The organism is Flavobacterium sp. RHBU_24 (genome assembly GCF_046613695.1).
Classification (GTDB): Bacteria; Bacteroidota; Bacteroidia; order Flavobacteriales; family Flavobacteriaceae; genus Flavobacterium.
Map to the genome: position 1 here is coordinate 140612 of NZ_JBKJHD010000009.1, position 25313 is coordinate 165924.

At 38.7% G+C, this 25313-nt stretch carries 21 protein-coding genes; 20 read left to right on the top strand and 1 reads right to left on the bottom strand.

The genetic code is table 11. The features are described from left to right. Nucleotides 1-83 precede the first annotated feature (83 nt). The 20 genes from ACLI09_RS10960 to ACLI09_RS11055 all read left to right on the top strand — a co-directional run bounded on the left by ACLI09_RS10960 (nucleotide 84) and on the right by ACLI09_RS11055 (nucleotide 23733). Entirely contained in the window at nucleotides 84-1034 is a 951-nt protein-coding gene (locus tag ACLI09_RS10960; RefSeq protein WP_411419662.1) for a GDP-L-fucose synthase family protein, read from the top strand. A gap of 19 nt (nucleotides 1035-1053) precedes the next feature. Then, nucleotides 1054-2136 (top strand): GDP-mannose 4,6-dehydratase, encoded by a 1083-nt coding sequence (gene gmd / locus ACLI09_RS10965; RefSeq protein ID WP_411419663.1) that lies wholly within the window; start codon nucleotides 1054-1056, stop codon nucleotides 2134-2136. A 1431-nt stretch (nucleotides 2137-3567) separates the two neighbouring features. Then, nucleotides 3568-5265: a hypothetical protein gene (locus ACLI09_RS10970; protein WP_411419664.1), complete on the top strand. Its 1698-nt coding sequence runs from the start codon at nucleotides 3568-3570 to the stop codon at nucleotides 5263-5265. A gap of 3 nt (nucleotides 5266-5268) precedes the next feature. Then, nucleotides 5269-6321, top strand: coding sequence for a glycosyltransferase (locus tag ACLI09_RS10975; protein WP_411419665.1), 1053 nt, complete (start codon nucleotides 5269-5271; stop codon nucleotides 6319-6321). After that, the gene (locus ACLI09_RS10980) at nucleotides 6318-7487 is read left to right on the top strand and encodes a glycosyltransferase family 4 protein (RefSeq protein ID WP_411419666.1); all 1170 of its coding nucleotides are present in this window, start codon (nucleotides 6318-6320) and stop codon (nucleotides 7485-7487) included. The genes ACLI09_RS10975 and ACLI09_RS10980 overlap by 4 nt, the downstream gene beginning before the upstream one ends. Before the next feature lies 1 nt (nucleotide 7488). Beyond that, nucleotides 7489-8484: an acyltransferase family protein gene (locus ACLI09_RS10985; protein ID WP_411419667.1), complete on the top strand. Its 996-nt coding sequence runs from the start codon at nucleotides 7489-7491 to the stop codon at nucleotides 8482-8484. Further along, nucleotides 8481-9668, top strand: coding sequence for a glycosyltransferase (locus tag ACLI09_RS10990; protein WP_411419668.1), 1188 nt, complete (start codon nucleotides 8481-8483; stop codon nucleotides 9666-9668). Before ACLI09_RS10985 ends, ACLI09_RS10990 begins: the two co-directional genes overlap by 4 nt. A gap of 14 nt (nucleotides 9669-9682) precedes the next feature. Continuing rightward, nucleotides 9683-10825: a polysaccharide pyruvyl transferase family protein gene (locus ACLI09_RS10995; RefSeq protein ID WP_411419669.1), complete on the top strand. Its 1143-nt coding sequence runs from the start codon at nucleotides 9683-9685 to the stop codon at nucleotides 10823-10825. 34 nt (nucleotides 10826-10859) lie between these two features. Beyond that, nucleotides 10860-11459 (top strand): putative colanic acid biosynthesis acetyltransferase, encoded by a 600-nt coding sequence (locus tag ACLI09_RS11000; RefSeq protein ID WP_411419670.1) that lies wholly within the window; start codon nucleotides 10860-10862, stop codon nucleotides 11457-11459. Between the two features lie 22 nt (nucleotides 11460-11481). Then, nucleotides 11482-12519, top strand: a complete 1038-nt coding sequence (locus ACLI09_RS11005; RefSeq protein WP_411419671.1) for an acyltransferase family protein — start codon at nucleotides 11482-11484, stop codon at nucleotides 12517-12519. A gap of 24 nt (nucleotides 12520-12543) precedes the next feature. Beyond that, nucleotides 12544-13449, top strand: a complete 906-nt coding sequence (locus tag ACLI09_RS11010) for a glycosyltransferase family 2 protein (protein WP_411419672.1) — start codon at nucleotides 12544-12546, stop codon at nucleotides 13447-13449. An 89-nt stretch (nucleotides 13450-13538) separates the two neighbouring features. After that, nucleotides 13539-13946, top strand: coding sequence for a VanZ family protein (locus tag ACLI09_RS11015; RefSeq protein ID WP_411419673.1), 408 nt, complete (start codon nucleotides 13539-13541; stop codon nucleotides 13944-13946). Next, nucleotides 13921-15156, top strand: a complete 1236-nt coding sequence (locus ACLI09_RS11020) for a WcaI family glycosyltransferase (protein WP_411419674.1) — start codon at nucleotides 13921-13923, stop codon at nucleotides 15154-15156. Before ACLI09_RS11015 ends, ACLI09_RS11020 begins: the two co-directional genes overlap by 26 nt. 190 nt (nucleotides 15157-15346) lie before the next feature. Next, on the top strand, nucleotides 15347-16732 hold the full coding sequence (locus ACLI09_RS11025; protein WP_411419675.1) for an undecaprenyl-phosphate glucose phosphotransferase: 1386 nt from the start codon (nucleotides 15347-15349) through the stop codon (nucleotides 16730-16732). Nucleotides 16733-16756: 24 nt separating this feature from the next. After that, the gene (locus ACLI09_RS11030; protein WP_411419676.1) at nucleotides 16757-17335 is read left to right on the top strand and encodes a sugar transferase; all 579 of its coding nucleotides are present in this window, start codon (nucleotides 16757-16759) and stop codon (nucleotides 17333-17335) included. A gap of 29 nt (nucleotides 17336-17364) precedes the next feature. Beyond that, nucleotides 17365-18504 carry a DegT/DnrJ/EryC1/StrS family aminotransferase gene (locus ACLI09_RS11035; protein WP_411419677.1) on the top strand — a complete coding sequence of 380 codons (1140 nt, stop codon included), beginning with the start codon at nucleotides 17365-17367 and terminating at the stop codon, nucleotides 18502-18504. 30 nt (nucleotides 18505-18534) lie between these two features. Continuing rightward, nucleotides 18535-19221: a (d)CMP kinase gene (gene cmk, locus ACLI09_RS11040; RefSeq protein WP_411419678.1), complete on the top strand. Its 687-nt coding sequence runs from the start codon at nucleotides 18535-18537 to the stop codon at nucleotides 19219-19221. Between the two features lie 40 nt (nucleotides 19222-19261). Beyond that, nucleotides 19262-20395 (top strand): UDP-N-acetylglucosamine 4,6-dehydratase family protein, encoded by a 1134-nt coding sequence (locus ACLI09_RS11045; RefSeq protein WP_411419679.1) that lies wholly within the window; start codon nucleotides 19262-19264, stop codon nucleotides 20393-20395. Between the two features lie 132 nt (nucleotides 20396-20527). Then, complete coding sequence (locus ACLI09_RS11050; RefSeq protein WP_411419680.1) at nucleotides 20528-21319, top strand: polysaccharide biosynthesis/export family protein; 792 nt, start codon at nucleotides 20528-20530, stop codon at nucleotides 21317-21319. A 5-nt stretch (nucleotides 21320-21324) separates the two neighbouring features. After that, entirely contained in the window at nucleotides 21325-23733 is a 2409-nt protein-coding gene (locus ACLI09_RS11055) for a GumC family protein (protein WP_411419681.1), read from the top strand. Nucleotides 23734-24241: 508 nt separating this feature from the next. Here ACLI09_RS11055 and ACLI09_RS11060 read toward each other — a convergent pair. After that, nucleotides 24242-25219, bottom strand: coding sequence for an SMP-30/gluconolactonase/LRE family protein (locus tag ACLI09_RS11060; RefSeq protein ID WP_411419682.1), 978 nt, complete (start codon nucleotides 25217-25219; stop codon nucleotides 24242-24244). Nucleotides 25220-25313: the final 94 nt, after the last annotated feature.

Genomic DNA, 25313 nt, shown 5'->3' on the forward strand with positions numbered 1-25313 from the left:
AACAATGTTTGTAACTTTAGCTAATTAATTTATATTTGCCTAATCTTGGTTTTTAATATTTTTTTGAAAAAATAAAATCTGAAATGAACAAAGACAAAAAAATTTACATCGCAGGCCATAATGGTATGGTAGGAAGTGCGGTTTATAGGGCATTACAAAAAAAAGGTTATACAAATATTATAGGCAAATCAAGCAAAGAGCTTGACCTTAAAGAACAGGCCGCCGTAAGGGAATTTATGGCTACAGAAAAGCCGGATGTTGTAATTGATGCCGCGGCGAGAGTAGGAGGTATACTTGCAAACAATGACTATCCCTACCAGTTTTTAATGGAAAACATGCTAATACAAAATAACCTTGTAGATGCAGCCCTCAAAAACAATGTAGATAAGTTTATTTTTTTAGGCAGTTCATGTATTTATCCTAAATATGCACCGCAGCCCCTTAAAGAAGAATATCTGCTTACAGACTCTTTAGAGCCAACTAATGAATGGTATGCCGTAGCAAAAATTACCGGTGTAAAAGCTACCGAAGCGATAAGGAAACAATTTGGTAAAGATTATGTAAGCCTTATGCCTACAAACTTATATGGTACACATGATAACTTTGACCTCAATACATCGCATGTGCTTCCTGCAATGATACGCAAGTTTCATGAAGCCAAACAAAATGGCAACACACCTGTTGTACTATGGGGTAGTGGTACTCCTATGAGAGAGTTTTTGTTTGTAGACGATATGGCAGAAGGAGTTATATTCGCCCTTGAAAATGTGCTTCCGGATAACCTTTATAACGTAGGTACCGGCGAGGATATTACCATAAAAGAACTTGCAGAAACAATACAAAAAATTACCGGCCATACGGGTGAGATAATATGGGACAGCACAAAGCCGGACGGCACACCACGCAAGCTAATGGATGTATCTAAAATGCACGGGCTGGGGTGGAGCCACAAAATGAATCTTGAGCAAGGTATTAGCGAAACTTATAACTGGTTTCTTGACAATATTGAGAGCGTTAAAAAAGTAACTATTTAAAAAACAACCGAAACAAAATATGAAAACAGCTTTAATTACGGGCGTAACAGGACAAGATGGATCTTATCTTGCTGAGTTGCTATTAGAAAAGGGTTATTTAGTACATGGTATAAAAAGAAGGGCTTCTTCATTTAATACACAACGTATTGACCACTTATATGTTGACCAGCACGAGCGGCATGTAAACTTTAAATTGCACTATGGCGATTTGACAGATTCAACTAACCTGATACGCATTATCCAGGAAGTACAACCGGACGAAATTTACAACCTTGGCGCCATGAGCCACGTAAAAGTATCGTTTGATTCGCCGGAATATGTTGCTAATGTAGACGGTATAGGAACCCTTAGGATACTTGAAGCTGTAAGGATATTAGGCCTTGAAAAGAAAACCCGTATTTACCAGGCGTCTACGTCTGAGCTGTATGGCGGCCTTGAAGAAAATAAAAACGAAAAGGGCTTCTATGATGAAAACTCGGCATTCTATCCGCGTTCTCCATACGGTGTAGCTAAGATATACGGGTTCTGGATTACTAAAAACTACCGTGAGGCTTATAATATGTATGCTTGTAACGGAATTTTGTTTAACCATGAATCTCCCAGGAGGGGCGAAACTTTTGTAACAAGAAAAATTACAATGGCTACCGCTGCTATTGCCCTGGGTAAACAGGAATGCCTTTATTTAGGTAATTTGAATTCTCAGCGCGACTGGGGCCATGCAAAAGATTATGTAGAGGCTATGTGGAGGATTTTACAGCAGGACACAGCTGAAGATTATGTTATTGCCACAGGCGTTACTACATACATCCGTGATTTTGTTAGGATGTCTTTTGCAGAAGTAGGTGTAGAACTTGAATTTGAAGGAAGCGAAGAAAACGAAATTGCTAAAGTTGCAAAATGTAACAACCCAGAGTTTCAGCTTGAAATAGGTAAGGTGGTTGTACGTGTAGATCCGCAATATTACCGTCCTACCGAGGTAGACTTACTTATAGGCGACCCTACAAAATCTAAAACAAAACTTGGCTGGGAACCAAAATATGACCTGGCCGCACTTTGCAAGGAAATGGTTGCATCAGATGTGGCAATTTTTAAGAAAGCATAACAAATAGACTAGGACACCTTGCAGGGTAATAATTTTTTGATTTAATAATTTTATGTCTACAGCCAAAAAGGTTTTGTCTGGCACAATAGCGTCGTGGAGCAGAATTTTTGTTACTTTAATTTCGCAACTTCTGCTGGTGCCTATATTTCTTACTTATTGGGATGTAGAGACCTATGGTATTTGGATAGCTTTACAGGCTCTTGTAAATGTACTTTCAACATTAGACAGGGGCCATAATGACTATCTGGAATATGAGATGCTACGGATAGGGTCAAAAAATAAAGAAGAAGTTATTAAGTGCTTTTATTCCGGTAGCCTTGTAAACCGGTTTATGGGATTAACGCAAATAATAGTTTTTGCTGCACTGGCATTTTCCGGAGTATTAAAATATACCCTTGACGATGTAAATAGTGAAGTAACAATAGCAATAAGCCTTACCTTTATTGTACAGTGGATTAACTGGATAATAACAAATAATACAGGGCTTTATGGCCGGGTACTGTTTGGTTATGGGCATTATGCAAAGGTAAGCTGGTGGAGTGTACTGCAGGGGGTGGTAGCAGTAATGGCACCACTGCCGGTAGTAATATTTGGCGGAGGATTGCTAATGGCAGCATTAGCCGTTGTTGCAGGAAATCTTATTGTTATATATTTTCAGCTCAGGAAGTTGAAAAAATTAATTTCTGAGGAAGGTCTCGACATAAAAATTGGTAGTTATAAAATTGGTTTTCAAAATTATAAAGTTTCGCTTGGACTATCCGGGCGCTATTTTCTTGAAAATTTTAGGCAACAGGGCGTAAGGCTGTTGTTAATGCCTCTTGTAGGCTCTAAAGGGCTTATAGCCTTTACAACAATGCGCACAGGCGCTAATACCGCATTACAAGGGCTTTCTACAATTACAAGGCCCATGATGCCAGAATTGATAAAATATCTGGCTAACAGGGACCAGGCGCGAATGGAAATAATTTTCGGTACAGTCTGGATGATTTTAATGATAATTTTAGTTCCTGGTGTAGAAGTACTACAGTTTGTAATGCCTGTTATTTTTCCTGTCTGGACAAAAGGGCAGATTGAGTATAACGCAATGTTGTTTGCCACGCTTTCTATGGCAGTACTAGTATACGCTACTGTTCAGCCTTTTGTAGCCATAGTTGTAGGTAACAACCTCGTGAAATTTCAGTTGTATGTGTCTATTGCTACCTCTGTAGTTATAATTACCGGGATGGCCTTTTTTGTAAAAGACTACGGTATAGTAGCCGCGGGTTTTATACTGCTCATTGCTGAGATATTAGCGGGAATACTCTTTATGATTAGAGCTAAAAGGTGGCTGCGCGAAAATAACCTTAAGTGGCCTGCAAAAGTAGTAAATGTAGTAATGCAACAACTATTTCTTGCAGCAGTAATGATGCTGGTTATTACCTATGCTAAAGGATGGACGCTATACATAAGTATGGCTGCCGGATTTTTACTTCATATTATAGTTTTTTTAAGGTACTGGAAAATGCAGCCAGAAATTGTACATCAGAAGATTCAGGATATTATAAAAAAAATCAGGCGTTGATACAACAAAAAGATATTTTCTTAAAAAATTTTAAGCGCTGGACGTTGTCTATTGTTATTATAAGCACGTTGCTCCAAATGCTTTTTTTTCCTACCATTGCTAATGCTGTAGGTAGTTTTAGCGCTTTTTTAGGATGGTATATTATCTGTACTGCTTTATTGGTAGAAAAGAACCTTTACAATTATACAATATCTACCATGGTTATTTTAGGCTATGGTTTTGTTCAATATTTTATGCCCCTGGTTTTTACTTTGGCAGAAGGTAAGCCTATTGTATATAACCTTAACTATCCCATAACGGTTTTTATGCACTCGCTGCTTTGCCTTACTGCTTTTTTAATAAGTCACAGCATTTATAAATATTTAGAAGTTTTACTTATAGGGCATAGAAAATGGTTACAGTATAAACTCAGTCAGCTTCACATCTTTGCCCCACTTTCAGATAAACAGGTATGGATTATTGGGGGTATTGGTTTTGTAGGGATTTTGTTTAGGTATGTAGGAGCTTATACTGGAGAGGAAGAGGCTGCAGAAGCTTCCAGGGGAGTCTTGTCTAGCTTTTTAATAGGTTTTATGCCTTATGCATATGCACCGCTCTTACTTTTAATACGTCCTATGTATAACAGTTATGAGACAAAAAAGCCGTCCATACTGTTAATTATATTATATGTTATTATACTAATAGTTGTAGGAATTGTAGGGAACAGCCGAGGTTTATTTATGCGTGGAATTATTGTGCTTGCTATTGCCTATTTTCTTGGTCTTTTACTTGGTATATTCAGTTCTAAGATTATAAATGGCAAAAATGTACTTATAGCAGGTTTAGGCGTGTTTATAATTACTGGCCCCTTAGCAGACTTGGCCACCGCAATGGTTATTGTAAGGTCACAACGATATGATTCAGACTCGGTTACCCTATTAAATGAAACGCTTAACGAATATAGTAACGAAGAAGCCATTGATGAGTATAATAATTCCAGGCTTGAAATTGTAAGTAGTGAGTGGGACGAAACCTACTTGGATAACGTATTTTTATCAAGGTTTTCAAACCTTAAGTTTGCTGATTTGAGCCTTGATTATGCGTTTAAAATTGGTGTACCTAATGAAGATATGCAAGGATTTGCAATTGACAGGATATTAATTACCCTGCCACAACCTTTAATTAGTGCCTTAGGAATTAACTTTGATAAAACTAAAGCCTTTGGGGCAGGCTCTTATGGAGACCAGTTTTATTACAGGTATACTGGTAACGCTACTGTGTTAGGTTCATTTAGGGTAGGCCATTTTTTTGGCACTGGTATGGCCATTTTTGGTATATGGTACGTCCCCCTGCTGGTTATATTTACTATCCCTCTTTATTTCTTAGGTAATTTACTCGTTCTTTATAATGGTAAAACAATTAAATTTAGCTTTTTAGGGCTAATTAATTTAGGTACATTCTTTCTTTTTTGGGGGTTTTCTTCCCAAAGTGAGAGCCAGCTTAATGTAATAGCCTTTGTATTTAGAGCATATCCTCAGCTTATCCTGCTTTTTTTTATAATCATGATAATTGTAAGAAAAATTAAATAGATTATGAATATACTTTTTCTAGGAGACACCCACCAAGGCACCACATCCTGGCAGCGCTATATGGCGCTGCAAAGGCTTGGGCACTCTGTAACAGCTATAAATCCTAAAGATTATCTTCAAAAGGAATTCAATAATAAACTCCTCAATAAATTCCACTATGCGTTTGGGTACTCGTTTGTGCAAAAAAAAATGCATAAAATAGTATCGGATATAAAAAATGAGAATGTTTTATACGATTTTATTTTTGTTAACAGTGGCGAACTATTAGGCCCTGCTATTATAAAAACTCTAAAATTATCGGGAGTACCCATTGTGCTTTATAACAATGACGATCCTACTGGTAAGCGCGATGCAAACCGTTTTAAGCAGGTGCGCGCGGCCCTTGGCATTTACGATCTTGTAATTGTGCGTATAGAAAAAGAAGAAGAAGAATTTAAGAAGTTTGGCACTAAAAACCTGATGAAGGTTTATATGTCTTATGACGAAGTTATCCATAAACCTATTGACGGTAATGACCCGGTTATTGAACAATACAAATCTGATGTGGCTTTTGTAGGCACCTGGATAAGGGCCGAAAAGCGTGATGACTTTATGTCCAAACTTATCGGGGCAGATATACCGCTTAGTATATGGGGCGGACGCTGGCCAAAATCATTAAAATGGCCCGTTATACAGCCGCATTATAAAGGTGGTGCGCTTGGAGGTAAAAATTATGCAGCCGCCATACAAGGCGCAAAAATATCCTTAGGGCTTTTATCTAAGGCAAACCGCGACCAGCATACAAGGCGATCTGTAGAGATACCTTTTTCAGGAGGCCTGCTTTGCGCAGAGCGTACCCCTATACATACCGCCATGTATAAAGAATGGGAAGAAGCTGTTTTTTGGGATTCTGCCGAAGAATGTATTGAGGTTTGCAAAAAACTATTAGCAGATGATGCGCTGAGGGAACGTATACGGCAGGGCGGTATGCTTAAGGTAAGAGAACTTAAAGTGGGTAATGAAGATGTGCTCCAAAAAATGATTGATGAACTGTACCGTTTAAACCTGTTAAAATGAATATAGTTTTTATATCCCACCCACTTTTTTTAGGCTCGCAAAGTATGCCCCGCTATGCACAGTGGCTAACAGAAGGTATGCAGGCAAGGGGGCATAATGTTACCGTGTGGAGGCCTGAACCAAAAATGTTTAAATTGCCTGCACCTGCAAAATTAAAAAAGTGGCTTGGTTATGTAGACCAATATACGCTTTTTCCTAGGTGGGTAAAAAAGCAATTAAAAAAGCAACCTTCAGATACAATTTATGTATTGACGGACCATGCACTCGGGCCCTGGGTGCCATTGTTTCCTAAAAATAAAACAATAGTACATTGCCACGATTTTTTAGCCCAGTATTCTGCAATGGGCCTTATTCCTGAAAATCCCACGGGTAAATCAGGCGTGGCATATCAAAAATATATAAGAGACGGGTTTAAGCAAAGCATTAATTTTATTTCGATTTCAGAAAAAACCCGCGACGACCTGCATGATATACTTGGCCAAAAGGAGGTGAATATATCAGAAGTAGTATATAACGGGCTTACGCGCGATTACAGGCCAATGCCGGTAGATGAATGCAGACAATCATTTTCAGAATTTACAGGAAAAGACCTGAGTAAAGGATATATACTGCATGTAGGCGGAAACCAGTGGTATAAAAACCGTAAAGGGGTAGTGCAAATGTATGATGCCTGGCGTAGCTTATATCCAGACGCAACATTGCCATTAGTGCTTATAGGTAAAGTGCCTAATAAATCACTATATGATGCTTACAACGGCGCGAAATATAAAGATGATATTATTTTAGTTACAAATGCCCCTGATGAAATAGTTATGAAGGCTTATGCCGGTACATCAGCTTTCCTGTTCCCATCACTTGCCGAGGGGTTTGGCTGGCCGATTGTAGAAGCTATGGCATCCGGTGCACCGGTTATAACCACTAATAAAGCGCCGATGACAGAAGTTGCGGGCGATGCCGGTTTTTTAGTAGAAAGGTACCCGTTTGAGAAGGCAGGCCTCGAAAAGTGGAGTGAAGAATCAGCGCAGGTATTACAGCAATTGATGCAATTGGGCGATGCCTCCAGGGAAGAGGTTGTAAAAAAAGGCCTTGAAAATGCAACGCGTTTTAATTCTAACCTTGCACTTTCAAAGGTTGAAAAAATATACCAGAAATTAGCAGCGCAATAAAATGGCACAGCAAATACAGCAACACCTAAGGATAGAATGGATAGATGCACTTAAGGGTATAGGCATACTTTCGGTAGTAGTGGGCCATATATATTCCGGCAATCTTAAACTTTTCATTTTCTTGTTTCACATGCCTTTGTTTTTTTTTATTGGCGGTTTTCTTTTTAAACCGGTACTAAGTTTTAAAGACTTTTTTTCAAAGAAAACAATACATTTACTCGTACCCTATTTTGCTTTTCTTGTTTGTATACTTACACCCCAGGAAATAATGCTCCTTTTAGATGGTAAGGAAACGATATTAAAATGGATAATACGATTTGTATGTGGAGGGGTTTTATTGTTTGAGTGGACGGGTGTATTCTGGTTTACTACCTGTTTCTTCCTTACACAGCAGGTGTATAATTATATAATTGTTAAGTTTTCGTATAGAATTGTTTGGTCAATAGTGGCTTTTTTTCTGATGCTGGCTTATGCAAATTATTTATTCTTTAAGAAAATGTATTTTCCATGGGCGGTAAACGTTGTGTTTTATGCATTGCCCATTATGCATTTAGGATGGCTGTATAAAAAAAACAGTATAAATCAGTTGTATTTGTTAGCTTTTTCTTTAGTTTCTATAGTGTTGCTTTTACTATTTTGGCAACCAAGCGTTTCATTAGACATGAAATCAAATTCATATGGTATTCCGGGGCTTTCTTTTATATTAGGGCTTTCTATTATAGTCGTTCTTATTAAATTAGCGCAGCTTTTGGAGCATATTTCTTTTATAAAAAATATATTGTCTTATATAGGTAAGGCATCTATGGTAATTATGTTTATGCATCAGGTTATACAATACAATGTAAGGGACTATGTTACCAACAACGCATTTATTCGTATAATTGTAAGCCTTATTTTTTCAATTGCCTTGTACGCTATATTTGAAAAATTTACCTTTACGAGAGCTTTGTTTTTAGGGTCGCAGAATGATTTTAAAAAAGTATTCCAGAAAAAATGAAGATATTACGTGTTATAGCATCAATGAATCCCGAGGCAGGCGGCCCCTGCCAGGGTATAAGAAACAGCATACCGGCAATGGATGCGCTGGGTATTTATAATGAAGTGGTGAGTTTTGACGCTCCTAATGCGGCTTTTTTAGGCAAAGACAGCTTTACAATAAATGCCATAGGCCCTGCGAAAGGCCCTTACAGGTATTGCGAAAATTTATCAGGATGGCTGCAGGAAAACCTTAGCAGGTTTGATGCGGTAATCATACACGGGCTATGGTTGTATAATGGTTATGGTACTTTTAAAGCATGGCAAAAGTTTAAAAAAAACAATGGGGGTAAAGCTCCGGCTATCTTTATAATGCCACATGGCATGCTTGATCCGTACTTTCAGAAAGCAAAAGAAAGAAGGGTAAAAGCTATCCGTAATTTATTCTTTTGGCATTTTATTGAGAAAAAGATAGTTAATAATGTTACGGGTGTGCTTTTTACCTGCCAGGAAGAATTAACGCTTGCACGCGAAACATTTTCGGGCTATCATCCTAAAAACGAGCTTAACGTAGGATACGGAATTACAGAGCCACCTAAGCAGATTAAAATAGACGAGTCAGAATTTTTTAATCGTTTCCCCGCAATCAGGAAAAATAATTACATGCTGTTTCTCAGTAGGGTACATGAAAAAAAAGGAGTTGACTTATTAATTAAAGGCTATATAAACCTTAGTAAAAATAATCCTGACCTGGTGCCACTTGTAATAGCGGGGCCGGGTATTGAAAAGGAATATGGGAAATACTTACAGCAACTCGTTAGCGATGCTGGTTTAGAAAATAAAATTACCTTTACGGGCATGCTGGGCGGCGCACAAAAATGGGCCGCTATTTACAACAGCATATTCTTTATACTGCCCAGCCATCAGGAAAATTTTGGCATAGCCGTAGTAGAGGCTTTAGCCTGTGGAAGGCCGGTACTTATTACAAATAAGGTGAATATATGGCGTGAAATTGAAGAAGGTAATGGTGGGCTTGTAGGTGATGATACCCAGGAAGGTACAGAAGCGCTGCTGGAGCAGTGGTTTAGCCTTACAGAAGACCAGAAAACATTAATGTATACTAATGCTTATAACGTGTATAACAAGCATTTTGCGAGCAATGAAGTTGCAAAAAATATGATTAGTACGATAAAGAAATATTTATAGATAAAAGATTAATTATGAAAAAAATAGGGGTAATTACGATTTTAAATGTAAATAATTATGGAGCGGAATTACAGGCTTTTGCCCTGCACCACAAGCTTAAGCTAATGGGGTATGATAATGAGGTAATAAACTATTTATATTACAAAAACCCAATGTATGTTGCGGAGGCTAAGTCAGCACCGCTAATAAAAGCGCCAAAAATTAATAAGCTTAAAGACTTTGTAATAAAATGGATAGACAAATATAGCAGGTTTGCACATCCGGAAATTGCAAAAGTACGAAAAGAGCGTTTTGACAATTTTCACGGCAAGCTTACTTCACTTTCACCTGTTTATAACAGCTATTCGTCCCTTTATAATGCAAATCTGCCTTATGATACGGTAATTGTAGGCAGCGATCAGGTATGGAACCCAAATAATGGTACAAACCTCGATCCTTACTTTCTTACATTTGCTAAAAATGGTATGAAAAAAATATCTTTTGCTTCCAGTTTTGGCGTAGGCAAGATAAACCCTGAATACCATGCTGTTTATAAAAACTGGCTCAATAATATTGATTTTATCGCCACACGTGAGGCAGATGGGGTGAAAATTATAAAAGAAATTACCGGGCGTGATGCTACTCATGTTGTAGATCCTACGCTATTACTTACTAAAAAAGAGTGGGAGAGTATACTGGTGCCTTATGAGGCTAAAGAACCTTACATTCTTTTATTTGTATTTAAAGAATCAAAATATGTTAACGATTTTGCCTATCATTTACAAAAACAAACCGGATATAAAATTATAAGGGTTTGTAAAAATGAAATGAGGGTAGAGAGCGATGATAAGATGATTAATATTCGCGATTTTGGACCGCTTGAGTTTCTGGGGTTATACCAAAACGCATCTGTAGTACTTACAACGTCATTTCACGGAACCGTGTTTTCGCTTATTTTTGAAAAACCATTTTATACTATTGCGCCCGGAAGTAAAAACAATAACAGCAGGCAGCAAGGCCTTCTTAGCCTGATGGGGCACCCGGAAAGGCTTATTAACGAGGGTGATGCGTTTCCTGATACGGCCAACCTGCAAATAGATTTTACGCCGGTGCGTGAGATTATTGAAAGGGAGAGGCAAAAATCTGTTTCGTTTTTAGAAAATGCATTAAAAGCATAGTGTAAATAAAAGGCTACAGTAAAACAAAATAGCAATGGAAAATAATTCAGCATATAACAGTGATGTAGATGTTTTGAATATGAAAGATTCGAGGCATAAATTTTCGCTTAAAAATAAAATTTCTAGGGTTTTGTGGGGCTTTGCATCTTTAATATTGTTTCGTCCTTTTAGCCTGCGTATTTTTAAAAAGTGGCGTGTATTTGTGCTTAAATGTTTTGGAGCAAACATCAGCTGGACCAGTATGGTAAACGCCAATGTAAAAATATGGGCGCCCTGGAACCTGGAAATGGGCGACTATGCCTGCCTGGGCCCTAAAGTAGATTGTTACAATCAGGGTAAGATTACTATTAAAAATAACGCAACCATTTCTCAAAAAGTATACTTGTGCGCTTCTACACACGATTTTACCGACCCTAATCATGCATTAGTATTAAAGCCGATAGTAATTGGCGAACGTGCATGGGTAGCCGCAGATGCCTTTATAGGGCCTGGCGTAACCATAGGAGATGGTGCGGTGGTGGGCGCAAGGGGAGCGGTGTTTAAAAATGTAACTCCCTGGACAGTAGTAGGCGGTAACCCGGCTGTTTATGTTAAGGATAGAAAAATTGTTGGTCCAAAAACTAAGGAATGTTAAATTATAAATTAAATAGGTATATATGTTACAGGCGGTAAATACTCCACGCAGAATTGATAATATTGACCTGCTTAAAGGGGTTAATATTATTTTGGTTGTAATGTTTCACCTTACCTATTTCCATTCTTCAATGGGTAGCATCAGGACGTATGTTACGCCTTACTTTATGCCACTGTTTTTTTTTACATCCGGAATGTTTTTTTCAAGTAAAAAGTCTTTTTCAGATTTTTTACTGCACAAGGTTAACCGCCTTATAATACCCTTACTATTCTTTTATTTTGCAAACTATTTTTTTGGTTTTTTTGGCTCTGATATAGTAGGGCTAGGCGATAAAGGTTTAGTAGATAAATTTCACTGGAGCAATATGGCCGACCTTTTTAATGGCCGCGAGCATTTTAATTATGCAGGAGCTATTTGGTTTCTTGTATGTATGTTCAATCTTTATATAATATATTATTTCGTTTCAAAAATTAAAAATGTTACGGTAAAATTTATACTTTGCGCGTTGTTGTCTTTTGCGGGTTATTTATTAAACTATTATAGTTTAAATTTACCTTACTTTTTAGATTCTGCCCTAAGTATGGTTATATTCTTCTTTTTAGGCGATTTTGTTAGAAAAAATCCTTATGTAGTGCATAAAAATAAATTAGACTATCCATTGCTGGCAATATTAAGTATACTATATGTACTAATGGTAAATGGATTTGACCTGCAAATACAAGTAATGCTAAATGAGTATCAGGGTAATTACGGGCTTATAGTACTAAGAGCTATTTTGGGCATTTCCGTTATTTACATAATTTGCAAGCGCATAGGTAAAGTTAATATAATTAATTTTTTTGGCGAAAATTCACTTATAATATTATGCACCCATCAGGTGCTTATCAATGTATTTTCGGTAGTACTAAAAAAACTACTCCATATAGACGGTGTTTTAGGCTTCACGCTAAATCTGATAATTACCATGGCCTGCGAATATGTTATTATCATATTATTAAATAAATATCTGCCTTATTTTGTGGCAAAAAAAGACCTTATTAAGGCAAAGCAAACGCAATAACATACACATTATAAAGAAGAGTAAATGCTTAATATTACAACTATAATACTTACCTATAACGAAGAAAAGCATATAGAGCGCTGCATAAAAAATGCGCAGCGTTTTTCAAATGAAATTTTTCTTGTAGACTCTTTTTCGAATGACAGGACGATAGAAATCGCACAGTCTATGGGGGCTAAGGTAATCCAGAATAAATGGGAAAATAACTATGCCAAACAGTTTAATCATGGGCTTACTAACCTGCCCATATCTAACGGATGGGTTTTTAGGCTTGATGCGGACGAATACCTTACAGACGCGCTGATAGATGAAATACATTTAAAATTTTCATCCATTCCCGCAGATGTTTCGGGAATTATATTTGAACGCAAAATGTATTTTCTTGATAAGATCATGAACAAGGGAATGCTGCGTATGAACATGTTACGCCTGTTTAGGTATAAACATGGCTTTTGCGAAGAGCGCTGGATGGATGAGCATATAGTGCTCAATAAAGGCACCAGCATAATGTATGATAACTACTTTGTAGACCATAACCTTAATCCTCTTGGCTGGTGGATACAAAAGCATAATGGTTATTCTATACGCGAAGCGGTAGATTTACTTGATGTAGAGTATGGACTTATACAAAAGTCTGAAAATGCTGTTCATTATGAGGTAACAGCTGACGCAAAATATAAGAGGGAGAAAAAACTCAAATATGCTAAAATGAAACTATTTTGGCGGTCATTTATATACTTTGTGTATAGATACATTTTTAAATTTGGGTTTACAGAGGGTAAAGAAGGCTTTTTGTGGCATTTTATGCAGGGCTGGTGGTACCGCACGCTTGTTGATGCTAAAGTATATGAAATAAAAAAAGCATGCGGTAATGATACTGATAAAATGAAAAAGTTTATAAAGGATAATTACCAGCTTGATATACAATAACTTGGTGTGGGGTACAAAATTTGTATGTAGTATATATGCTGAAGTCTTTTATAAAGTATTTTTTTACTGTGGGGTCTTTACTTTACTTTATGATTTTAATATACCTCACTTTTTTTGCAAGGAGAAGACGGGGCCAGCATAACTTTAGGGATAAAATAAATTTTGCTTTTTTAGAAAAGGTTTGGCGGATGCCGGAATTCAGGCACCCTCACCAGTTTATGACCGTCATTACAGAAGTATTGGGCAACATAGCTGCTTTTTTGCCATTTCCTGCCGCGCTGTGCATTATCTTTGGGCGTCGGTTCTCAAACAAGCAAATACTTTTTATTGTACTTTGTAGCACATTTACCATAGAATGCCTTCAATTTATTTTTAGTATGGGAATATTTGACATAGATGATATTTTTCTTAACTTTTTAGGTGGGGTGGCCGGTATAGTAATATTTGATTTTTTATATAAACAAGTCGGTTATGAGAATTTTGATCTTCGGCATTAATTACAGCCCGGAACTTACCGGCATAGGCAAGTATACCGGCGAAATGGGCAGCTGGTTTGCAAAAAGGGGGCATGATGTACATGTAGTTACTGCCGTACCCTACTACCCGGAATGGGAAGTACACGAAAAATATAAAGGCAAAAAATGGTTTACCGAAGATATAGATGGTGCCAAAGTGCACCGTGTGCCTTTATATGTGCCTAAAGAGGTTAACTCTAAAAAACGTATTATACACGAGTTTTCATTTGTGCTTGGTGTATTGCCTTACTGGTTCAGGTTTTTGTTCTCAAAAAAATTTGATGCTATATTTTGCGCAGCACCGCCATTTCACCTGGGCTTCCTTCCGCTTATATTATCAAAACTAAGGGGCATGCCTATGGTAAGCCACGTGCAGGACCTGCAGGTAGACGCAGCTAAAGAACTGGGAATGATAAATAATAAGACATTCCTTAATATTATGTTTGGGCTTGAGCGCTTTATCCTCAAAAACAGCAAGTGTGTATCTACCATCAGCCTGGGGATGGAGCAAAAGATAGCCGCTAAAGGCATAACCGAAAAGCAGCGTATTATGTTTCCTAACTGGGTAGACGAAAAAAGCATACGCCCATTGCCTAAAGAAGCATCGTTACGAGGTGAGTTTGGTATAGGTATGGATGATAAGGTTATTCTATACAGTGGTAACCTGGGCGAAAAACAGGGGCTTGAAAGCATTATAGATACGGCAATTACTTATAAGGACCGCAAAGACATATATTTTATAATAGTGGGATCTGGCGGGGCTAAAGAAAAGCTTGTACAAATGGCTGCTGATGCCGGGCTTACCCAGGTAAAATTTTACCCGTTACAACCTTATGATAAGCTATCGGCGTTGCTGGCTACTGCGGATGTACATTTAGTACTGCAAAAAAAATCGGCGGCAGACCTGGTAATGCCCAGCAAGCTTACCGGAATACTTTCGGCAGGCGGATGTTCTATAGTTACGGCAGAACCCGGCACATCTCTTTATACGGTTATCCACCAGCACCAGATGGGGATACTGTGTGAGCCGGAAAATGCGGAGTCGCTTGCGGGCGCTATAGATACCGCAATAAATTCTGACCTTACACAATACCGTTTAAATGCGCGTGCTTACGCCGAAAAATACCTGAGCAAAAAGGCAATACTTGAGCAGTTTGAGGCAGACCTTGCTAAAATGGCCGGCTTATCATAAAATTATTGTTATAAAATTTAAAATTACTGTGATATTATTTTAAAAATTTTAACCTTTGTCGTTAGTATAAAAACACCAAACACAATTATCTTTAAGAAATGAATAACTATACCTCTTAATTTAAGTATTGAAATACTGATTTTTTTTAACCTCACCCAATTTTTAAAAAATTTGATATCAATACACGGATATGAAACAATACCTAAATAAGATTTCGCTGGTCCGGCTGATAGCTGATCTTTCAGTAGTGGCATTTACTTATATATTAAGTATATATATAGTGCAGCCGGATGCGTTTACATCAAGCTTTAAGGCAAAGTTTTTCCTGCTCGTAATGTTGTTGTTTGTGTGGCTTTTTAGCGGCACTTCTAATAAGCTATACGGAGATCACAGGATAAAGCCTGGCTTTTCTCTCGAAATTTATAAAACGCTTAAGGGTATAGTTATCCTGGCACTTACTGTAGTAGTCGTTTCTTACTTTTCGAACACGTTTCTACCTACTAATTTTGTACTTATCTATACAGTTTTACTTGTGGTATGCTTTAGTACAGAGAAATATATCATAAACCGTTTTGTACTGTTTTTAAGGAAGCAGGGGTATAACCTCAGGCATGTTATTATATTAGGCTGTGGTGGCGCAGCCACACAATTTAAAGAGCTTATTGTTAATAATCCTCATTTAGGTTATGATGTAATAGGGTATTTTGACGACCAGATAGACGATGAAGAGCTGGGGCCTTACCTGGGAAAAATGTGCGATGTAGGCAATTTTATTAACCACAACCGTGTTAATGAGGTAATAGTCGCAACACCGGGAATTACAATATCTGAAATAGAACAGGTAACTAACCTGGTAGATAAAGCAGGTATCAGGATACGTATTATACCCGATTTTCACTTCCAGTTTTATAACCGCTACGAGTTTAAGCAGTTTGGCAACATACCCACGGTATCATTGCGTAAGGAGCCATTGGAAGAAACCCATAACAAATTTACAAAACGTACTTTTGATATCGTATTTAGCCTTTTGGTACTGGTTTTTATTTGTAGCTGGCTGGTTCCGCTCATTGCACTCCTTATTAAAACAGGTTCTAAGGGCCCTGTATTGTTTAAGCAAAAAAGGCTGGGCCGCGACCGTAAGGAATTTTGGTGCCTTAAGTTCAGGAGCATGTATGTTAATAAGGAATCAGACGCTAAGATGGCCTCTAAAGGCGACTCACGCGTCACACCCATTGGCCGTATCTTGCGTAAAACCAGCCTCGATGAATTTCCGCAATTCTGGAATGTACTTAAAGGCGATATGAGCATTGTAGGGCCACGCCCGCACATGACCATACAAAACGCCCAATACCAGGAAATAATAAACAACTACCTTGTAAGGCAGCTTATTAAACCAGGTATTACCGGCTGGGCGCAGGTAAACGGCTATAGGGGAGAAATAGAAACCGAACAGGATATAAAAAACAGGGTGTCGTATGATATATGGTACCTGGAAAACTGGAGCTTTTTTCTTGACATAAAAATTGTATACCTTACCGTGTGGAACATATTTAAAGGGGAGGATAAAGCATATTAACTGGCCCTGGTAACTTAAAATCCGATGGCTAAAAGAATGTTTGACTTTGTTTTAGCATTAGCCGGAATTATTTTAACCGGCTGGCTCATGCTGCTGTTTTTTATAATAACAAGTATAGATACAGGGCAGACAGGCCTTTTTATGCAGCGGCGCATAGGCAGGTTTGGCAAAAAGTTTACCATTTATAAGCTCCGCACCATGAAAGATACCGCGCGGGGCAAATATGTTTCGCAACTGGGCAGGTTTATGCGGCGCTGGAAGATTGACGAGCTACCGCAGCTTTTTAATATACTTGCGGGCAGTATGAGTTTTGTGGGACCGCGCCCGGATGTACCGGGGTATTATGACCTCCTGCAGGGCGATAACAGGAAACTGTTGATGATGCGCCCCGGCCTTACCGGCCCTGCAAGCCTAAAGTATGCAAATGAGGAAGCTCTTTTAGCTTTGGCTAAAGACCCTGCACATCTTAATGACAATGTTATTTTTCCGGATAAGGTGCGTATTAACCGCGCCTACCAGGAACATGCCAATCTTTGGCTTGACATAAAAATTATAGCATATACCCTTCTGGGTAAACTGCCTACAGAAGATTATTTCCAATAGCCGGTTGTGTACCGTTAAAAGTAGTTAGTATGTCCAACTCAAAAATATGGCTCTCGCCACCACATATGGGCGGTACTGAGGAGATGTACATTCACGAGGCTTTTGGCGATAACTGGATAGCGCCGCTGGGCCCTAATGTAGATGCCTTTGAACAAGGCCTTGAAAAATACCTGGGTAATGGCGTGCATGTAGCGGTACTATCATCCGGTACTGCTGCCCTGCACCTGGGGCTGCTACTGCTTGGCGTAGGCAGGGGAGACGAGGTATTGTGCCAGAGCTTTACATTCTCGGCATCTGCTAACCCCATTGTGTATTGCGGTGCTACGCCCGTGTTTGTAGATAGTGAGCCTGATAGCTGGAATATTTGCCCTGATGCGCTTGAAGCGGCTATTAAAACGTGTATCGCCCGGGGCAAAAAGCCAAAGGCCATTATTGCAGTACACCTGTATGGCATGCCGTATAAACATGATGCAATTAAAGCAGTAAGCGATAAATATAATATACCCGTGATTGAAGATGCCGCAGAGGCGTTAGGGAGCAGCTACAAGGGGCAGCCATGTGGTACACTGGGCGACATTAGCGTATTGTCTTTTAACGGTAATAAAATAATTACTACATCGGGTGGAGGCGCACTTGCTGTAAAAAACGCAAAGCTTAAGCAGGAAGCTGTGTTCCTGGCTACGCAGGCACGGGACAAAGCCCCTCACTATGAGCACAGCCGCATAGGCTATAACTACCGGATGAGTAATATATGCGCTGGCATAGGCAGGGGGCAGCTTGAAGTGCTGGATAAACGGGTAAGTAAAAAACGTGAGATAAATAATTTTTATAAAGAGTTGTTTACAGCTATACCCGGCGTTAGTGTTTTTAATGAGTATACTGCTAATGTAAAGTCTAATTACTGGCTTACCACAATTGTTCTTGACGATAGTAACGCCAATGTTTACGGGCTTATAAATGCATTAGCAGCCGAAAATATTGAGGCCCGGCCGCTCTGGAAACCCATGCACACGCAGCCGGTGTTTAAAGAGGCGGCTTATTATGGCGGAAATGTATCCGAAAGCCTTTTTAACAGGGGGGTATGCCTTCCCTCAGGCACAGCTATGGCAGCGGATGAAATGTACAGGATTTCAGCAACCATAAAGCGGTATTTTAAAGAGATTGCTTAGATTTGTACAAACGCAAAAGAGTATATAGTTTTGAATAAAAAAATTACCATTGCGATAGACGGTTTTTCGTCTACCGGGAAAAGCACTATTGCTAAAAAACTGGCCCGCCACTTAAATTATATTTATGTAGATACCGGTGCCATGTACAGAGCAGTAGCACTATATGCCCTTGAAAACGGACTTATTACCGCAACTGATTTTGACCACGAAGGCCTTGTTTCCCATCTGCCCGACATAACCCTTAAATTTATATACAACCCTGCCTTAGCCCATAGCGAGGTATATCTTAACGGTATAAATGTAGAGGGAAAAATTCGTTCTATGGAGGTAAGCAACGTGGTAAGCAGGGTGGCGGCAGTACCCGAAGTGCGCGAAAAGCTGGTAGAACAGCAGCGCTTTATGGGCCGTGATAAAGGCGTAGTTATGGATGGTCGTGATATAGGCACGGTGGTTTTTCCGGACGCGGAATTAAAGCTGTTTATGAATGCCGGTGCAAAAGCCCGTGCCGAAAGGCGTACAGCCGAGCTTAAAGCCGAAGGCCGTGAAGTAACTTATGAAGATGTACTTAGAAATATAGAAGAGCGCGATTATATAGATGCTAACCGTAAAGATTCGCCGCTGCAAAAAGCGCCCGATGCTATAGATATTGAAAATACAGACCTTACCATTGAAGGCCTGTTTGATAAAATATTAAAACTGGTAGATGATGTAATGTAGTTAAAATCCTGGTGTTTAAATCTCCAAAAATTAAAGAATAATGAGGCATGAAGATTACCAGCTTGAAGAGTTGCTCCACAGGAAGCCCATACTGCTGGATAAAACATCTATATTTTCTCAGCTTAGCAAAAAAACTATCCTTATTACCGGTGCGGCCGGTTCTATAGGCAGCGAGATAGCGCGGCAGGTTATTAACTTTAGCCCCGCTGCAATCATCCTTTTAGACCATGCTGAAACGCCGCTTTACCTGCTGTCGCTTGAATTGCAGGCTATAGCACCTAATGCGGTTTTTTATACTGAACTGGCCAGCATTACTGATGACAATGCACTTAACGATATTTTTATGCGCCATAAGCCCGAAGTAGTATACCACGCGGCAGCTTATAAGCATGTACAAATGATGGAAAAAAGCCCCGCCCAGGCCATACTGGTAAATGTTTTTGGAGCCTGTAAAGTGGCAGACCTTGCCGAAAAGCACGCTGTAAATACCTTTGTAATGATAAGCACAGATAAGGCCGTAAAACCAGGCAACGTTATGGGTGCAAGCAAGCTGCTGGCCGAAAAATACATAACTGCCCTTCATAACCGGCTTAGTACCGAAAATGGAGGTGTAGCCAGTACAAAGTACTTAATAACCCGTTTTGGCAATGTGCTGGGCAGCAGTGGCTCTGTAGTACCGGTGTTTAAAAAGCAAATAAGCGAGGGAGGGCCGGTAACGGTAACCCACCCGGATATTACCCGTTTTTTTATGACCATTAAGGAAGCGTGCCAGCTGGTGCTTGAAGCCGGCGCTATGGGTAAAGGCGGCGAAATATATGTTTTTGATATGGGTAAGCAGGTAAAAATTATCGACCTGGTGTATAAAATGATACAAATGGCCGGCCTTAGGCCCGAGGAAGATATACAGATAAGGTACATAGGCCTGCGCCCCGGCGAAAAGTTGTATGAAGAACTGGTTTCTGACACCGGAAAAATAATGCCTACCCATAATAAAAGTATTATGATAAGCACAGAAGAGGCAAGGGATCATGAAAAACTAACTCATGAACTACATGAATTGAAAGAAGTGTTGCTTACTAACAATTTATTGCAGATAGTTAAGAAGATGAAGGAAATTGTTCCTGAATTTATAAGTGCTAATTCTGTTTTTGAGTCTTTAGACAATCAGCAATAGAGAATTGGCAATTATTTTTGACTTTCATAATATTTTATTAAAATTAAAAAAATTATATTTGCCCAGCAATCATGGCTTATAAATTTAAAAAGCACGGACAAAAGTGACTTATCACTTTTTAAAAAATTAACAATGGTAAAAAAAATAAGTTTATTGCTTTTAATAGCGTTATCTTTAAGTTCTTGCGTTTCTAGTAAAAAAATTCATTACCTTCAGGGTGCGAAGGAGCAGGCTGAGCGCAATGCAAATGGAGTTAATTTTGAAACACAAATCAAACCCGATGATTTGTTGCTCATAATAGTATCGTCTAAAGATTATAACAGTTCAGAAGCTGCAGATCCGTTTAATCTCCATGTGTATTCGGTTACGAATTCTAATATAGGTGTAATGGATTTAGCAAGTACACAAAGCCGATATCAAACTTATTTAGTTGATAGAAATGGTTTTATATCCTTTCCTGTGATTGGGTCTATAAAAGTAGGAGGTTCTACAAAAGAAGAAGTAATGGCTTTACTTAAAGATAAAATAGGTAAATACATTGAAGATCCTATTTTAAATATCAGAATTATAAATTATAAAATAAGTGTGTTTGGCGAGGTAGCCCGCCCGGGTATTGTGCCTTTACAAACAGAACGTATTACTATACCTGAGGCTCTTGCAAGCGCAGGAGATTTAACTATTTATGGGCTTAGGGAAAATGTGGTTTTAATAAGGGAAATAGAGGGTGTTAAAACGTATCATACAATTGACCTTACCTCTGAGGGATTAGTGGATTCTCCTTATTATTATTTACAGCAAAACGATGTTTTATACGTAAAGCAAAATAAGGTTAAGATAAATGCATCTGCAGTAGGGCCTAATACAACGGTTATTATTTCTGCCTTGTCGCTTCTGCTTACTACAATAGCTCTTTTAACCCGATAGACATTATGCAAGAAAATGTAAATAATAGTGAAATTTTAGCTGTAGAGAAAGCTAAAAGTCCTGATTTCAGAGATGTTTTTAACAGATATTTATACAATTGGAAGTGGTTTCTAATCAGTATCACATTGTGTTTGGTTCTTTCATTTATTTATCTTCGCTATTCGGTACCTAAGTATAGTGTTTCGGCAACGATACTTATAAAGGATGATAAAAAAGGTGATATTGGCTCTGAATTGTCAGCATTTAATGATTTAGGTCTTTTAGGTAAAGTTAAAACTAATGTAGATAACGAAATAGAAGTACTAAAGGCACGGTCTCTTATCGGGAAGACTATCGATGATTTATCATTGACAACCAAATATTTTATTAAAGGGAGCGTACGTGACATAGAAATTTATAAAGGATCGCCAATAAAGGTAAATTTTTATAATAAGGTAGAGGATTTTTCGAAAAAAGACACAGTTTTTTCAGTAAAGATTCTTGAGAATAATAAATTTGAACTCAGGGATGCTAATGAACATAAAGTAGGACAGTTTGTTTTTGGTTCAAAAATTAAAAACAAGTTTGGCGACATGATTATTACATCTAACCTTAATGCGGCTAACAAACTTTATTTTGAGAATAGTGTTGTTACTGTAAGTTTAGTTAATAAGAACGCCGTGGTTTCAGAGTTTATGGCAAGGCTTTCTGTAAATTTGGTTAACCAAAAAGCAAGTAGCGTATTAAAATTAAGTGTTATACTGCCCGAGAGGGAAAAAGGTGTTGATTATATAAATACTCTTATAGCAAATTATAATCAGGATGTTATAAATGATAAGAACATAGTTGCAGCAAAAACAGATGTATTTATTAATCAAAGACTAGATTCTATAACTCAGGAATTAGGAAGTGTAGAAGACATAGTAGAACAGTTTAAAAGGAAAAATAACTTTACCGACATTGTATCTGATACACAGTTAATGCTTAATAATGCCAGTGCTTACGGTACAAGCACTACTCAGAACGAAACTAAACTTCGCATTATTAAGTCTATGATTGACTACATGAAGTCTAATCCTGAATATGACAAAGTAATTCCTACCAATATTGTTCCCGATAGTGATGCTTCAAGTCTCATAGAACAATACAATTCTTTAGTACTTGGTAGAAACAGGTTACTTAGTACAAATGTTACAGAAATTAATCCGAAAGTAGAGCAGTTAAAGGCGCAGATTGTAGGTATGCGGGAAAGTATAATGGAAAGCCTTGAAAATGTTCTGAAGAGAGTCGAGATAGCACAAAGCGATTTACAAAGGCAAGAAAATATTTTTAATGGAAAAATAGGGCGTTTACCCCAGCAGGAGCGCGAGTATAGAGAAATAGACCGACAGCAAAATGTAAAAGAGCAATTATATTTGTACCTTCTGCAAAAGAGGGAAGAAAATGCCATCACACTAGCTGTTACTGCCCCTAACGTTAAAGTTATTGACGAGGCTTACGCAAATCCTATTCCTGTTTCGCCAAAGAGAAATGTTATTTACTTTGCGTCATTTTTACTGGGCTTGTTTATTCCGTTTTCAGTACTTTATGTCTTAAATCTACTTGATACAAAAGTAAGAGGGCGTAGAGATCTTGAGCCTATATCTGTACCCTTTTTAGGAGATGTACCTAAAACCGAGTTTAATAAGGAGCTAATAAGCCAGCACAGCCGCTCAAGTACAGCAGAATCTCTAAGAATTATAAGGACGAACCTTGAATTTATGTTTACTAATATAGAGAGCGCAAGAGCGAAAACTATTTTTGTAACATCAACTATACCTAAGGAAGGTAAAACATTTATATCGGTTAATCTTGCCGCTACAATAGCGCTAACCGGAAAAAAGACACTATTACTTGCCATGGATATACGTAATCCGAAGCTTGATGAATATATAGACACACCAAGCAAAGGGCTTACTAATTATCTTTCGGCAAAAGATGGCGACCTTGAAAGCTTTATTGTGAAACAGGATGGTTTTGAACAGTTTTATGTGCTACCCCCCGGAATAATTCCACCAAACCCTGCCGAGATGCTTATGAATAAGAAAGTAGGCGAAATGTTTGACAGGCTTAAAAACGAATATGATTATATAGTGGTAGATACTGCGCCAGTAAGCCTGGTAAGCGATACCCAGGTGCTTGCCCAATATGCTGACTGTTTTGTCTATGTGATAAGGGCAAATTATCTGGATAAGCGTATGCTTGCGATTCCTCAAGGCCTCTATCAGGAAAAAAAGCTGCCAAATATGGCAATGCTGCTTAACGATACCGGAGGTAATGCAGGTTATGGCTACGGTTACGGTTATGGTTACGGCTATGGTTATGGCTACGGCTATGGTTATGGCCCGGATATTAAAAAACCTAAAACCTGGAAAGAAAAGCTTTTTGGTAAATAACGAAACAATAATGCCGTAAATTGCATGTATAATATGTTCTAGCGCATTAAATGCATTATTATTCAGTTTATGGAGCAACAAATCGAAATTAATGGCTAGAGCCAAAAAAGAGAAGCCCCGCCTTAAAAACTGCGGGGCTTCATTTTTGGAAAAAAACCTTGAAATATATAACTGTACCACAAGTTGATTTGCGGCTGCATTCAAGCCATGAAAAAGCCGGTATTATACAAAAGACAATACCGGCAAGGAGAAAAATTAATTGACACGTTTCTTTTTCAATATGTAGTCAAATATTGCTAGCTACGTATAATATAATAACAGGAAACTATTAAAATACCCTACCTGCATATTAAATAATTTTCTGCATAATGGTATTTTTTTTAAAAGTGGCCGATTGCAGTTATGCTCAATTGAAAGTAAGGTGCTGTTAACGGTGCTAAAATGTAAAGTTTTTTAGCCCATTCCTACAAATGGCTCATTGCGCTTATACAAAAATTTGGAAGTTTTTTTATTTTAGCTTTACCCGGCACACATAATGATGCGCGGTGATATACAGGTAGCTGCCGCCAAAGGCGCAGTTACTGGTGGGCACGCTTGTTGCTATCCTGCCTAACGCCACTCCTTTGGGCGATATAACCACAACACCGTTAGCCGCGCCCGCATACATATTTCCGGCAGCATCTATCTTAATGCCGTCAGCAGCGCCCTGCTTAATTTCGTCGCGCTGTTTACTAAAATCAAAAAATATCCTGCCTTCGCCCAGCAGGCCGTCCTTCTTAACCGGGTAGGCCGTTATGTAAGGCGTGCCACCATTACTCTGGCTTACATACAGCGTTTTTTCATCCGGCGATAGCGCTACCCCATTAGGACGAACCAGGTTCGCAACAACCTGCCGAACAGTGCCATCAGGGCTAATGCTGTACACGCCTTCAGCTTTTTGCTGCCGGTTTTCGGTGTCTTTCTCCCGGCCGGGCAGGCCATATATAGGGTCGCTAAAATAGTAGGTGCCGTTGCTGTGCTGGCAAATGTCGTTAGGGCTGTTAAGGCGCTTGCCGTCCCAGTTGTCGGCTAAGGTAACCTTACCTCCTGCGGCTAAATTCATTTTACTTATGCGGCGGTCGCCGTGTTCGCAGGCTACGAGTTCGCCATTGTTGTTAATTATCAGTCCATTACTGCCCGGTTCGTCGCTGTAGTGGCCCGCCCCTGTATAGCCCGAAGGCTTAAGGAATGGCTTAAGCCCACCCTTTTCATCCCACCGGAAAATAGTGTTTTGGGGAGCATCGCTAAACAGCAGGTAGCCGCCATTGTTAACCCATACGGGGCCTTCGCTCCAAATGAAGCCCGTAGCAAGTACTTCTATTTTAGTGTTGGGGTCTACAAGTTGGGTAAAACCGGGTTCGTAAACTTCGATATTGCCTATTGTAGGCAGGGGCTGCTGCGCAAGTGCTGTAGTACTTACCAGCAGTACTGTTAATAGTTTTTTCATATCATGGGTTTTGGAAAAGGAAAGGTAGGGAAAAAGGTTCTATAAAGACAAAGAATACATGATAATGGTATCAACATTTTTTACCTTTTATTTA